The organism is Bradyrhizobium sp. CCBAU 51765, assembly GCF_015291725.1.
Taxonomy (GTDB): domain Bacteria; phylum Pseudomonadota; class Alphaproteobacteria; order Rhizobiales; family Xanthobacteraceae; genus Bradyrhizobium; species Bradyrhizobium liaoningense.
In genome coordinates, this window is the sequence record NZ_CP030038.1 from 6,723,378 (window position 1) to 6,737,382 (window position 14,005).

Annotated in this window: 11 protein-coding genes; 3 read left to right on the plus strand and 8 right to left on the minus strand. The window is 57.9% G+C overall.

The window, feature by feature from the left end:
• Positions 1-908: 908 nt before the first annotated feature.
• The 5 genes from XH96_RS31685 to XH96_RS31705 all read right to left on the minus strand — a co-directional run bounded on the left by XH96_RS31685 (position 909) and on the right by XH96_RS31705 (position 9,321).
• Positions 909-4,673, minus strand: a complete 3,765-nt coding sequence (locus XH96_RS31685; RefSeq protein WP_194389444.1) for an SAV_2336 N-terminal domain-related protein — start codon at positions 4,671-4,673, stop codon at positions 909-911.
• A 1-nt stretch (position 4,674) separates the two neighbouring features.
• Positions 4,675-5,706 (minus strand): MoxR family ATPase, encoded by a 1,032-nt coding sequence (locus XH96_RS31690; protein WP_194389445.1) that lies wholly within the window; start codon positions 5,704-5,706, stop codon positions 4,675-4,677.
• Positions 5,703-7,565 (minus strand): caspase family protein, encoded by a 1,863-nt coding sequence (locus XH96_RS31695; protein WP_194389446.1) that lies wholly within the window; start codon positions 7,563-7,565, stop codon positions 5,703-5,705. The genes XH96_RS31690 and XH96_RS31695 overlap by 4 nt, the downstream gene beginning before the upstream one ends.
• 11 nt (positions 7,566-7,576) lie before the next feature.
• Positions 7,577-8,746 carry a hypothetical protein gene (locus tag XH96_RS31700; protein WP_194389447.1) on the minus strand — a complete coding sequence of 390 codons (1,170 nt, stop codon included), beginning with the start codon at positions 8,744-8,746 and terminating at the stop codon, positions 7,577-7,579.
• 317 nt (positions 8,747-9,063) lie between these two features.
• On the minus strand, positions 9,064-9,321 hold the full coding sequence (locus tag XH96_RS31705; protein WP_167336577.1) for a hypothetical protein: 258 nt from the start codon (positions 9,319-9,321) through the stop codon (positions 9,064-9,066).
• A gap of 369 nt (positions 9,322-9,690) precedes the next feature.
• On the opposite strand from XH96_RS31705, the gene XH96_RS31710 reads away from it, so the two are divergent.
• Positions 9,691-9,894 (plus strand): hypothetical protein, encoded by a 204-nt coding sequence (locus XH96_RS31710; RefSeq protein WP_194389448.1) that lies wholly within the window; start codon positions 9,691-9,693, stop codon positions 9,892-9,894.
• 147 nt (positions 9,895-10,041) lie between these two features.
• Here the strand turns inward: XH96_RS31710 and XH96_RS31715 are convergent, their stop codons facing one another.
• Positions 10,042-10,242, minus strand: a complete 201-nt coding sequence (locus XH96_RS31715) for a hypothetical protein (RefSeq protein WP_167381163.1) — start codon at positions 10,240-10,242, stop codon at positions 10,042-10,044.
• Between the two features lie 1,126 nt (positions 10,243-11,368).
• Between XH96_RS31715 and XH96_RS31720 the strand changes: the two genes are divergently transcribed.
• Positions 11,369-11,572, plus strand: coding sequence for a hypothetical protein (locus XH96_RS31720; RefSeq protein WP_092220172.1), 204 nt, complete (start codon positions 11,369-11,371; stop codon positions 11,570-11,572).
• 242 nt (positions 11,573-11,814) lie between these two features.
• Here XH96_RS31720 and panC read toward each other — a convergent pair whose 3' ends face one another.
• Positions 11,815-12,654, minus strand: a complete 840-nt coding sequence (gene panC, locus XH96_RS31725) for a pantoate--beta-alanine ligase (protein ID WP_194389449.1) — start codon at positions 12,652-12,654, stop codon at positions 11,815-11,817.
• A 13-nt stretch (positions 12,655-12,667) separates the two neighbouring features.
• Positions 12,668-13,540, minus strand: a complete 873-nt coding sequence (gene panB / locus XH96_RS31730; protein WP_194389450.1) for a 3-methyl-2-oxobutanoate hydroxymethyltransferase — start codon at positions 13,538-13,540, stop codon at positions 12,668-12,670.
• Between the two features lie 135 nt (positions 13,541-13,675).
• On the opposite strand from panB, the gene XH96_RS31735 reads away from it, so the two are divergent.
• Entirely contained in the window at positions 13,676-13,816 is a 141-nt protein-coding gene (locus XH96_RS31735) for a hypothetical protein (protein ID WP_194389451.1), read from the plus strand.
• The last annotated feature ends 189 nt before the right edge of the window (positions 13,817-14,005 follow it).

The window sequence follows — 14,005 nt, forward strand, 5'->3', positions numbered from 1 at the left end:
TCAGAAAAGTCCCGTGTTCTTCTCCATTTCGGCTGCCACTCCGTCGTGTGTTGCTTTTGCGCATCCGGGGTCACAATCGCCATCACTCCCAAGCCTTGGCTGTCTTCCGTTTGGCGGCGCTTTGGCACGCAACTATTTCCACGCAAACATAAACGTTGCGCATTGGATCTGCCCTCGCAAATGTCGGGTGTGGAGAGACTGTCGAAAGCTCAGATTGTCAAATTTGACAACGTCGGCAAGTTGACGCGACAAACACTTCCGAAGACCCCGCAAAGCCTACGAGTTCATTCGGCACGCGGCTTGCCTATTCGGGAAATCATCACCAATCGTAGTGCGGTGATCTTGGGGACGGGCCCGGCGCGCCCGCGTGTCTGGTCTGCTCCGACGATTGTCGTGCGGCGATACTTGAGGAGGCGGGTCGTGAACTGGCAAGTTCCGGGGCAAACTTTGATGCGATGTAACATTTTTTTGTGGTGCGACAACAATTGCGCTCCTCGCAAGCAGCGCAGCGAAGCCGGCGGATCTTGAGCAACTTAAACCGCCACAAGCGGTGTGGAACTGGTCTGGAGGCTATATTGGCGGGCATGCCGGCGGTGGGTAGGAGAGCAAATGTCATGCCGCGATAGCAGAACGATGAAGGATAAAAGTTGTGACTGTCTCAGCTGGCTAGCGATTAGAACGATTTGGCTGGGCGTGTAGCCAATCTAACAAACTGGCGAGATATTGGCCGAATACAAACAGGTCCTCGAGCGAGAACCGGTCGAGCAGAGCGGAGCGCCAAGACCCCCAAACCGCTTCAATCCGCGCTTTTAGAAGTTGCAAACTACTCCTGGCGTCACGCTAGGAAAACTCGTTGTGAACGGCGGAAATGTTGGCACAAGCCGCGCCGCCCTGTGGCTGCCCTTGAGCTATTTCTTTTTTTTCGCAATCTTGCGCTTCGGCTTCCGAGCTCTGGTCGCAGATTTAGCAGACTTTGACTCGGAGGGGGCCTTCTTCGCTCGTGGCGATCTTGGGCCGGTCTTCTTAGTCACAGGACCATCTTGAAAAGCGCTCTGCACTCGTCCGGCCAACACCTCGACGCGGTGTTGTAGGCTCGCTGCTTCATTTGTGCGACCAGCGGCGCGGAAATGGTTTGCGGCCCGTCGGAAACACGCCTCTGCGGCTTTGCGATCAGTCACGCTCTCAGTAAGCTCACTTCTGAGCAAGAGAGTGTCACCGAGGTGGCTCTCCACGCGCGCAATTTCAAGCGGGTCCCGCTCGACTTTGGGATAATATTCCAGAAGGCGCCGGTAGTGCTGTATCGCCGCCGAGAGGTTTTTTGCTTGGTTTATCCGGGAGGAGACTTCGACATAGGCAGCGGCGAGCCGTGCTTCTAAATGCATCCATGGGATGTCTCGTTTGCCATCTCTCGACAACAACTTTGCGACGTGTCCAAGCTCGCTCTCCGATTCGGCTGGAGACTGCGGCAAAGCGGCCAGGGCCGCGGTGAGGCGGCGTTCGAGCTGTTGTCGAACATCGAGGGCAACTGACGATCGGCCTTGCTCCTGTTCCGGCGGCTCCAGCAGAGACTGAACAAGTGCGCGCACGAACAACGACGCAAGCTGTCTATTGACCGTTAGATCCTGTCGCGGCGCATCGCTCAACACGCATACTGCTAGAAGATGCGCCTGCGGAAACTCCTCCTGCAGCTCGGCGATTTCGTCCATGCCGGACGAAAAGCCGGCGGCGGACAAAGCCGACCGGCCCCTTTCCATTCGCATATCGGCGAGAGTCCCGAAGGCTACATGCGGCGCCCCAGTGTTTGGAATGGAGATATACCGAGACCAGTCGTCGCCGTAGGACACTCTGTGCGCAGCATTGAGAAGTCTCATTGAAGGAGCCAGCGTTTCGCGCTCCTCCCGGGCGAACTCGGTCGCGACCAATAGTCGACTTCGGTCGGACTCGTTTGCTCGATAAGCGGTCCCGACCACGATGATTGCCTGAGGAGGATCGGCACGCGGCATGCGAAATTTGCTTGGAAACAGTGACAAGCTCATCCCGCCATCAGGTCCTTTGAGTTCAAACGAATCGAGCTCGTCCCGCGAGCTCCCAGTCCGACGAAATTCGCGGGCAAGCAGTTCCTTCACTTCGCCGATACTGGTGACAATCCACGTAGATCGGATTGGGCCTTGGGTCGGAATCATTGCGGCTAAAGGTCCGCAAATCGTGAAATCATTCCCGGATAGGCGAATCGAGACCTCGCTACTCAGACGCTTATGCAACCTTTGGGTCAGGGATCGCGTCGTCACGTAGCCGTTCACGGTCGCCGTACGCAAGGCGTCCAGTATCTCCGCCGTAAAGGACCGTGGTGCAACAGCCCGCCGCCCAAATCCCTGGGCAACAATTGTCAGGATGTTTGGGAGCACGGGATGAGGTATCCGCTGCACGAAAGACAGCGGCATGATGGTCTCGCTCCCCAATAGGGGCGCGCCTTCTCCATCGATTATGCACACGATATCGTCAAACGAGCCGTGATTTGCTGACTGAGATACAATCTCCGAGAGCGCAGTATCTTCCGGTTCTGACGAGCCCATCCTCAGAAAGAGCTGCTGCTGGCCGTCGACAACCGTATGTCCAGCAAAATAGATGAAAACTCGGCGATGGTCGCCAGCGCCTTTGGCGTGCTTGGCTAAGCTTTCGACCGCATCCAGCAGTTGAATTCGGTCGGGCTGTTCCAAATAGAGAACCTGCTCGCGCGCGATGCCTATTTCGCCGAGCCACCTCACAAAACTTTGCGCGTCGGCGTGAGCGTCGGCAATCAGCGGCATCCCCGGCACGCCGGGAGCGCCAATGACCAGGGCGAACTGGCTAACGGTGTTGAGGGGTGCAGTTGGAGCTTGCTCACCTTCATCGTCGGCCAGCGGCTCGACCGCGATTTCCTCCCACACTCCGACCCTCAGCCGCCATTCGCCACTCGAGTTCTGCCGTACGAGTCCGTTTTCAAGCAGCGCTTTCCAAGCGTCATCCTCTGTGTTTTCTGGGTCAAGTGGTAGATGGCGCCCGTATCGGAGCTTATCCAGAACGTCAGCAAGCCGGCGCTCGGAAAACCTGTTTCTAAATTGGTGAGCCCTCGTCTTCAAATCAGCGGCCGTTGCTGGATCGCCAAGCAGAGCCCGGCTCACTCGGGCGAATGCTGATGCGAAATCGGGAATTGAATGTTCACCGCGTTCGTCGAGGTATCTCACGGCGTATCTGCCCACGCGATCCTGGATATTTTCCAGATGCATCGAGACGCGCGCCTCCAACTCGGACGCAGCAGCTTCGGCTTCAGACTTGCGCAGAGACCGCATTAAGATTCTTCGAGCGAGCGCACGGACCTCAAAATAGGTGTGCTCCGGATCGCTGTTCGCCGCCGCTTCCGCGGTGCCGACGATCCCACTCAGCATAACCTGCGCAAGCACATAGGGAGAGGTATCTCGTCCGAGAACTGCTTCTTGGATCAGCCGCGCGACGGGAAGCGTGAAGGGGGTCGTGCACAATAGACGCGCAAGCCTGAGCGCGTCGGGTGACTGCACCGCGAGAGCTGAGATGATCTGCTCGAAATCGGACTCGGAACGGTTGGCCTGGTTCGGCTGCAATGACGTGATGCGCGAGGAATCCAGGAAGATCACCGGATTGCTTCCGCCGAGCCCCATCTGCATCTTGGCAAATCGGTGTACGCTCGCGGGATCGAGGCCTAGCACCGGCACGAAGGGACTGGTCGTTTCGTCAGAGATCGTCCACCAATAACGGCGTACGTCGAGCTGCGCTACGGGAAGCCCCGGCTTCACAGCCGAACAGAGGCCTTGAGGCTCTCCCAAGGGGGAGCGCTTGCGATCACCCTCTGGCAGTAAATAGATGAGAGCGACCGACGATGTGTCCAGCCAATCGCGCAGAAGCCGATCATAACTGCCATTCGTCCAATTCGGCGAAGAACCGTGCGTGGCGAGAAGGACCAGCCTTGCAACTCCGCTGCCGGCGACGAACTTCGTTGAGACGCGGGCGCCGGCCTGTGACACGAGCACGAAATCAGAACCCTCCGCATCCGTCGCGCGCGACCGCTTCTCAAGGTGCCAGAAACGCACATCGTCGAAAGCGCCGCTTTCATGCAGGATCTTGAAAAATTCGCGAAGTGTTTGTCGCCAGATTGGGATCGCCGGATCGTCCTCGAGCACGAGATCGACGGTAAACCAGCGCTGCTCCGACGGCTTGAGGATCGGAAAGGGAAAACCGATGGTCGCGGATGCGTCGACTGTTTGCTCCTCGTCCATTTCTGACAGCTCGGCAGATTTTCTACGGAGCGTGAACGGCCGTAAAGCGCGCGAGAAGTCTAGGCGGTTTGGTAAGGCACGCGCTGAAGGAACGGAGCCGAGCGAGGCCCTGCGCGTCCCCACCCCGCTCGGCGCGTCGGCCCAGACTTGGGCGGGCGCGGCGCTTCGTGGACCGGCGGCGGCTTCGCTGGTCCGCTCGATGACGGCAGCACCACCGAGCGCCGGCTGCGTTTGGACGGCCGGCGTGCGTTGCTGCACGTCTTCCACGTCGTCGAATAACTTGTTTCTGACGTGGTGGGCCAGCCAAAAGCAGTCGAGCATATGCTCAGCGGCTAGATCTACACCGCCCGAGCGCAGCCCCCTCAAAAGGTCGGAAAGCTGCATATCAGCTCGCGGTGAGTGAGCGGAGAAGGTTTTGCTTCAGTTGTTCGAGTTCCTCGTTGTCGAAGGATCTTGTACCATCGGCTAGCGAGACCGTCAGGAACATGGCGTTCAACAGCTGGTCCGTTGCGAGATCCTCATTTTTAGCCAGCCGTTCCGCGAATTCCTGGATGAGGTGACGTCTCTTATTCGTGCGATCCTCATCCTCGTACTTGCCCAGCTGTGATTCGACGATGTCAGCCAGTTGTGTCTCGGAGGGCTGGGTAACGTTCAATCTGATGCAGCGGCGCAGAAAAGGAGCAGGAAAATCGCGCTCAGCATTCGAAGTGATGACCACAAAGGGAAATTCGCCGCACACGATCCTTCCGTCGGCGATCGTGACCAGATCTCCAAAGTAGTCTCGCACCCGGACTTCATGCGCATTCGTGCCCCGCTTCCGGGATCGGGCTGTCGTCGGCTTCGGCTTCAGGCGCACGAGCTCGGGGATTTCATAGGTACCCTCTTCAATAACGTTCAGCAAATCGTTGGCGAAATCCAGATCGGACTTGTCGATCTCATCGATGAGGAGAGGCCGCGGCCAGGTCTGGCCCATCAGCGCTGTACCCAAGGGGCCAAGGCGGAGGAAGTCCTCCACAGGCGGATCCTTTGTCTTGCTCGCTTGGAGGCGGCCAACCGCATCATACTCGTAGATCCCGCCCTTCACTGTAGATTTCGAGGAGATCGGCCAACGGATGACAGATCCAAGGCGGAGTTCGTAAGCAACTTTTGAAATGAGGGTCGATTTGCCAGTTCCTGGCCTGCCGGTAAGGAGCAGCGGGCGCCTAAGATAGAGGGCAGCATTGACAGCCATCCTCATCGGTTCAGTGGGAATAAAGGGGTCGGCCCTCTTCTTCTCGGAGGCCAAGTCCAGCCCCGCGGGACGCGATAATTGGCTGTTGCGGCCAGCGAACCGCCATGGCGGCGCCGGCGGAAGATCGTAGAGCCTGTCGGTCTGTTCTGCGTCTTTGCCGGTAAATATCTTCCAGTCTTGTGTCATGTGCTCGTTCGCGAAGGAGATGAGAGTTTCAAAAATGGCTTGAAATCAGGATCGTCCCATAGCAAGGCCCCGTGCACCGCCAACTCGTTGCATTCCTGCCGTCCGTTACGAATCCAGCTTGGAAGGTCTTTGAGCTGACCCACACCGGCTAGGGCGTCTAGAAGATATTTCTTCAGTGCGATCGTCCAGTCTCCGCCGCAGGCCGGCTCCTTCTGAAGCCAATAGGCGTAACCAACTCCGCGCAGCACCACGCGTCTTAGAATATCGCGGCGCCCTGTTTCCGCGTGAGGATCGGGCCCGCAAATGAAGCCGGCATAGCAGAAGCCTTGATCACCAGAAAACATCTGCGGCAGCTTGGTTGCTTCGCTCGGAATCTGTACGAGCTTGATCTTGTCCGGAGAGCATTTCGCCATTGCCTGCTTGTAAGCCAGAACGGCTTGTGGCGGCGGATCTTGATAGGCTCGGTACTTGTCGCGCAGCAGAACGACGTAGTGCTCACCTAGTTCGCCCTCGTTGGGCCGCGGTATTTTGTGGAATTCGTGATGAAAGAGGAAAGGCCGCACCACGAATTGGATCTCGCTGATCTGGACTCCTTTCTGAACCATGGAGTCGAGCGCGCTGTTCACGGCAGCGCTCAGCTCATCCCAATCCGCTAGCTGCCGTTGGAAAGGCGGAACATTCAGCCACTTCCCCGCCCGCGTGCATGCAAATGCGGAAAGAAGCGAAGGGTCTGCGCGTTCATTGCCGTCAATTTCAACGATAAGCAGCTTCTCGTCTGCTTCGGCGGCTAATCTTTCCCTGACCGAGTTTCGCCGGTACGCGAGAGGTGCTGGCAACTCCTCGAGCCACCGTTTCAGAGGCGCGCCCTCGGGATCGAAACTGAGCCTCGTCACGAATTGCAGGAAGGCGTCCGATATGTCCGTAAGGTCCTCGGCATCGAACATTTCCGCGAGCTCGGCGAGCATCTGGACCAGGTCGGGATCACCTTCCACTGGCAGTCTCAAATCTGCAAGGGTCGCCTCATAGGAGTTGCGGATTGCTTGCGAACTCAGATTTGCGCTGGCAAGCAACGCCTGCATCTCCAATACATGGGGCGGATATGACCGTGCGGAGGCTCCGCCGAACCGTCGGCCTGCGATCGTCGTCGCCTCGTCATCGGCATCAAGCGTGAACGGCTTCAGCTTGGCTCTATCCAGCTCAGGTAGGAGTGTCTTGAGCACAATACCCGTGTCAGGCCAGGTTTTCTGCCGACCAAGCCAATCCAGCGCGACGTCAGAAAATCCGCCTCTGGAGTACCCGCCTTCTCGTGTGGCGAAAGCTGCGACCTGTCTTGCGTGCCGTTGCCCGCTGACCGAAAGCTGGTCCGGATCAATCACGTCGCTGTACCTTGCGCAGACGTCGACCAGAAAGATCTGCTCGGTGAAACAAGTGTACTCCGGATGGGAGCCGAGCCGGCGGAATCTCCGTGTGGCATTGAAAGTGCGGTCATCGCATCTCGCGGCATCGTAGTCGCTGCAGAGAAGGATCCGATCTCCTGCGCCGGCATATCCATGTCCGCACCAGTATAAGAACAGCCGCGAGTCCGGCGGTATCCCAGCTGGAACGGAGGCCAGTTCATTGAGAATAGCCGCCTTCGTCGGTTCCTCCAAGACTGTTACGCCCTCGGCCCGAAGTCTCTCGATGTCCACTTCGCCCCTATACCCGTCCGACGATGAGGTCCGATTGACGAGAAGGTGAATGTTCTTTGCCTTGGCGCCCATCCCCAAGAGGTGACGAGCAGCAGTCATCGCATTAGCAAACGGCGAGGAGATATCGATTCCGCTACGGGAATATTTCTCAATTCCAACGATTACGGCCACAATCTCTCTCATTATTCCTGCCCGGTGATGAAACTTCTGATCCTGGTCCAGACGACTTCGTTGCCAAAGTAGGCGCTGTGAGATTCAGGGAAGGGTTGCCCTGAGGCGACCTCGAAATCGATCGCATTGGGAAAAATTCTCGAGGCGAAGAAACTCAGAAAATCATTTCTGTCGAAGACATTCAGCCATCTCGGAAAGCCTTCGCGCAGCTTCTCTCCAGGTTTCAATGAGGAAAGCGAACCTATTTCGTGCATGAACGACGATTGGGAGCCGAGGGTCACGAGACCATCGACCTGCGGAATGTCGCCTAAAGCCAGCAGATCCACACAGGCCATGCCGCCGAGGCTATGTGCGACGATGGTCACTGGCGCAGGACAGGACTCAATCTTGCTCTTAATGAACGAGCGGATCTTGGCTCCGTTGGTCTGATAAAGCAGGACGTCTCCGAGAGGGAGAGCCGCGACCGCATTGAGCGCGTTGCGACGATCTCTGACGTATCTCGTCCCGGCGCGCGCCACAAATTTGAGAAATCGGTCGCTTATCCCGAACACCTGTTGCTTCCAGTCAATCAAGAGCCGCTGCACCAGCTTCTCGCGGTGAACGGCGGACAGAGCGGGGCGCGAGCGAGAGATGGCTTCCACATGCAGCTGCGCCACCAAAGCTCGGGCGAGCGCGCGGAACGCTTCTTGAGGTTCATGCTCGGACGCCTCAAATGCGCGCTCGGTGACCTTATCGGATAAAATCCGGGTTCGGGCGGGCTCCCAAACATCCTCAAGGCCACCGCGAGCGAGCAATTGCCGGAACTCCAGGCTGGGAGCGTACGCCCTCACCTGTTCGAGATTTTGCTCGGCCGGCGTTGGTCCTTCCGGATTCAGAACGCCTGCATTTGCAGCACTTTCATCGGGAATTCCGAGCAAGGAAAGTTCGACAAGCGGATCATCTAGGATCCAGATCCACTGAGCGAGATCCTCTTCCGCCTTGAGCTCGACTTCCGCGGTCGGAACATCCGGAAGAGAAAGCCCTTCGAATTCAACCCCGAGGGAGTCTCCCCAAGCACAGGGGAACAAATTCCGTCCCAAGCTGCACTCGCTGGCCGTTTTCTCGGCGACCTCTAAGCTCTTCTCGTAATTGCCAAGCCGAACACCAGTGCCGTGCACGAGAAGAATAGATCCTTGCGGCATGATAGGACTCCGCTGATCACCACCTGCACGAGCCTACCGCGCCCCCTGCACGTCTTCAATCGGTGGCGTGCTGTTTGAACGCGGACGGAACGCGCACGCTCAACCTACTGAGCCAGGCTATTCCCTTGCCAGCCCACTCGTCCCGACGACAGGGACAAACGGCCGCCGCTCGCGCGGCCATTTTGCTTCGATGAGTCGCGTGCGCGTCCCAGAAACACTCTAGCTAACATATTGATCTTTAACTCGATTTCGTCGGAAAAATTGGGGCATCCCTGAGTAGAACCAGGGTGCCACCGCGCCCCACGCAGGTCAGCAGATCAGACCGCCGGGGTTCCGGACGCGCACGTCGTTCGCGGCTCCGCGCCTAGCTCGCCGGCTCGTCCGCCCCCTTTCCGAAGGCCAAACGCGAGCGGGAAGGTTTCGGCCGAAAGAGACTCGAGCGCGATCTGCTCTTCGGTGAGGCGTTTTTCGATGAACTGACGCTCCACATCCGACAGGTTCGACTTCAGCAGGCGACGATAGCGGTGGATGTTGTTGCGGTAAGCACGAATGCGGGCGAAGTATTCATCGAGCATCCTGGACGCTCCTGACGTCGTCGCAATGTCTACGAAGAGATATTCAGGCGAGCATGTCGCTGGTTAACGCGCTGCCTGTCGTCGCATCGCGGAAACCGTTCGGCATGGCAGCTCGTAATATCATTCCTAGCATTTCCATTTCGACGATCCGCAGCGTTTTTCGCTCGCCATGCGCCGATTTTCTGCTCCGCTAGTCCCTCAAACAGAGCTGGACGCTTGTAAGACGCAAGGAACGGTTGGCAGGCCGCGGGTGGCGGAGGCTTATCGCCAACAAGCTCGTCCGTCGGTATTCTCTCCCGGCGAGCTGAACATCATCTGCCGATGTGCTATACGGAGCTTCGGTGAGAACAGGTTTGTTTGAGAGTTTCGATGTCTCTTTCGATTGGATTGATTGTGGACGGTTATGTGAAACTAAACAACCGCAGCGCGCTGGAGAACCTTCTGACGCATCGGCGGGAGCTACTGCTGAAGTTGAACCGTGTAACCGGAATTGATCCGACGGAAGCGATCGCTCAGGTCAGTCAAGAAATCACAGTGATCGAAAAGGCACTTGCGGCGCTCGCACGGGAGTAAAACCTCTGCGCGGACGGATACACCCCTGCGAGCTAGCCGGGTCGCCATGCCGCAGGCGACGCGACCGCGACCGAACCTAGAGAACAGGCCAGGATCTTCAGCACTGCGACTTGTAAATTCACCTCAATGACAAGCGAGGTCCTAGATCTATCGCCACATCGTTGGCGCTTTGGAAAGAGCTTCCTGACCTATCTGTCTAAGCAGATCGGGCCGCGTCTCACCTCTGGTGGCGGCCTCCAGGATTTTGGAAGCAACGTAGGCGCGGACACCGGCGTCATACGGTGAGACGTTCTCGCAAACCTCCTCCAGGATCGTGCGCAGGAGCGCGGTCGTGACACCGTCCAGCATTGGGAGATCTCCCTCATCCCATCGAGGAAGATAATGGACATTTGCTGGGCCGCAACGCAAGCACATCAGATCGCGTGAGGCTTTGTGACTGCAGGTGAGCCGATTTTCACGGCGGTGCAAATTGCGGCAGCTCGCTTAATCGGCCTGCTTTTGCTTTTCTCGTCGCCCCTCTCTGGCTTAACTGACAAGCTTGGCGAAGCCCAGAGCCCAATGCGACGCCCTGCGATTACGCAAGGCATGCTGGGACTTCTATTGCGCGCCGGACTGGCTGACCGGCTGCGGCTGGCCAATGTGTTCGGACGGCGCCACTTCGGTTGCCGATCTCATCAGGTTCAATTGCGGTCAGAGGATTTGCCGCTTATCGCGCCTGCCGCGTCCAACCAAGCCCGAGCGCTTCGCATCTTGCACTGCAGAGGGACGTCGCGATCAATTGTTGGGATGAAGTATATCTTCGCGTCAAAAACCAGCGTCAGCCCTGTGTTTGGCGCCGAAATCGCGCCAAGATCTGACGCCACGATCAGTGACCCGTGACTTGCCCCCTAGCCGGTCGGCTCGCGATCGTGAAGCGATTTCATGGTTACGGACGTGTGGCGAATAATTCATCGCACGTATTGGCAGCACACGATTTTGAGCGATCCTCCTTTGGCAATGCCCGCTTACAGGCGGATGATCTCAGTAGCGACTTGCGCTTTGGAGATATAAGCCTGTCGTAGCCGAAGGCCCAAGCACGGGCACGCGAACGTCGTGTGAAAATTCATCGGAGGCGCTGCCGTAATGCAGGATTTGAGCGCGGGAGCGGGGCTCGTCGCATTAATCGATATTGCCATTTTGTTACAGTCTCCGCCCAGAGCGATCACACGCAGCCGGAGCGCGGCATATTCCGCGGCCACATTGTAAGCCATTACTGCAACTGAGCATGAGCCATGAGCCAGATGGCGTCGCCGAACGTGCGGTCGCATCAGCGAGCTGGGCGCGAACCCTTTGGAGGGAGTGAGCTAGCAAACCAGCTCGCCGCGGCCTGCATGTGAAAACTCCAATCTGACGGCGAGGCGCCTCGTTCAGCGAAGAGAAGCGACTGGGCTGTTCAGACTTTCTGCTGTGTTTGTCGAATCGGAAAGGGAGCCACATGAATCATCTCGGCAGCAGCCAACGTCGCACAACATCTGTGATGACGGCCGAACAGTACGAGCTGGAGCGCTGCAGGCAGGAAATTGCGCGCCTCAAACAGCTGGTTGTACGACTTTCTGAAATTGCTTTGCGCCACGTCGTAGAAAGCGTGCAAAGCAGTCAGAATGGCCCGGAACGTCTGAGCGAGCCGCCAAAGTCATAATACGAAAAGCGAACCCGCGCTTGGCTGCTCTCTGCAGAGTGGAGCGGCTCCGTCTCGCTCCACTTGAGCGGCAGAGCCGATCAACCGACATCAAGTGCTCGAGTGTGGGGCAGTTATTTAGGACGTAAAGGAGCAGTTTCGGATCGCGTTCGAGAGCTCTTTCAGGATGTTTGAGGATTTCAGCGCCAACTGATCGGATTCGACTGCTTCTGAGCGCAGTCGCTTGCGGATCTGGCTACGGGCTAGCTCAGAACTACATTGTCGATCAACCGAGTCGAGCCGACGTACGCTGCGACACAGAGCACCGCCGGATAGCGCAGCGGGCTCTCGGCAATCCTGAGAGTCCCAGCGTCGACAAGCTCAAGGTACTGCAATCGATCGATCAATTCCAAATGCTTTGTTGCAAGCGCAATCAGCGTTGCCGCGTCGCGCTCCCCTGAGGCAAACTCTTGCGCTGCGGCGAACAAGCCACGGCTGATCGCAAGGCTCCGACCGCGTTCTTCCGGGCTGAGATAACGGTTTCGACTGCTCATTGCCAGCCCGTCCGGCTCCCGCACAGTTGGCACGGTGACAATCTCGATCGGAAGGTTCAGATCAACCGTCATGCGGCGTATCACAGCGCATTGCTGAAAATCCTTCTGTCCAAAGTACGCGAGGTCCGGCTGCACGATGTTCAATAGTTTGCAGACGACAGTCGCTACACCACGAAAATGTCCGGGCCTGAAACCTCCGCAGAGCGGTTTTGCGAGTTCGCCCGGCTCGACAAAGGTCTCGAACTGAGCCGGATAGATCTCCTCTGCACCTGGCGCGAAGATGATGGAGGCGCCGGCATTACGGCACAAGGCTTCATCGCGCGCGAAGTCGCGAGGGTACCTGCTGAGATCCTCATTTGGGCCGAACTGAGTGGGGTTGACGAAGATGCTAACGACAGTGACGTCGCAGTGTCCACGGCTGGCCGAGATCAGGGACAGGTGGCCATCGTGCAGGTATCCCATTGTCGGAACGAACCCAATGCGCTTACCGGCGTCGCGGACGTCTGCAAGGGCCCGACGCAGCTCAGCGAGCTTCGTAATTACTTGCATTTCTTACCTTGCTTCAGATTGAATTGGAGGGCACCCAATTGGCGATGGCATCGCGAAGCTGATCAGGAAGCCGATAGCACTCCTCTGAGCCCGGGAATGCACCTTTGCGAATATCGGCAGCCCAGCGCGACAGCGCTTCCTGGAACAGCTGGAATCCATTTGTATAGGCACGAACGAATTTGGGGCGGTGGCCTTCGGTTAGACCCAAAACATCATGGAACACGAGCACTTGGCCCGAGCAATCGGGTCCTGCTCCGATTCCGATGGTGGGTATCGTGAGAAATTCGGTCGCTCGCGCCGCGAGCTCGGCAGGGATCCCCTCCAGGACCAAAGCGAAACAGCCGGCTTCCTGCAGACGGTGCGCGTCGTCGAGCAGCCGCAAGGCGGTATCCGTTGTCCTTCCCTGCACCCTGAAGCCACCCATGACGTTGACGCTCTGCGGGGTCAGACCGAGATGTCCCATCACAGGAATTTCGCAATCGACCAAGGCGCGTACCATCTCGACGCGTTTGGCACCACCCTCGAGTTTCACAGCATCGGCGCCACGCTGCAGAAAACCTCCTGCATTGTGAATCGTATCCTCAGAACCGACATGAAAGCTCAGAAACGGCATGTCGGCCACAAGCAGCGCATGAGGCCTCGTGCGCGCAACAGCCTCCAGGTGATGATTCATCATGGCCACGCTGACGGGCAGCGTGTTGTCGAATCCCAGACAGACGTTTCCAACGCTATCGCCGACCAGGATGATATCGACAATGGGATCCGCGATGCGCGCCGCAACCGCATCGTAGGCGGTGGTCATCACGACACGACGTCCTTCATCCTTCCACTGCTGCAGTTCCGGAATCGTGACACGTTCTAGAGGCTGCTCTGAACTGTGGCTCATATCGAATCCGCTCCCCACACACCGTCGGCGCTTCCTAGAGAAGGCAGGAGAAACCTGTCAATGGCATGGAGGATGGAGATCCCAGTTCTCTAAAACTGGAGAACAGCGCAAAAACAGTCCAATGGTCGCGCAACCATGAGCCAAGACCTTCCTCATCACGATTTCACCACCCGATGGCTCGTCTTCCCCTACAGTTTCAGCGACTATGCCGGCCGGAGCCTCTATCGAGGAGCGGCGCTCGCGACGAGCCACCATCTGCACGCGTTTCTGGGCTGATTGCAGTCTCTCCAAACGGTGACGGCTCGACCGGACCCAGCTGGAGATGCGCGCAGTGGGGACTCCGTTTTGGGGGCCCACCTCCGTGCCTGCCCTAGGGGTACTCGTGAGGCTCCTGCTTCGGCGCCAGCGCGCCGAGCAAAGCGAACGGATGGCAGGCCAGGAACGTCCAAAGCTGACAGGCCGCTG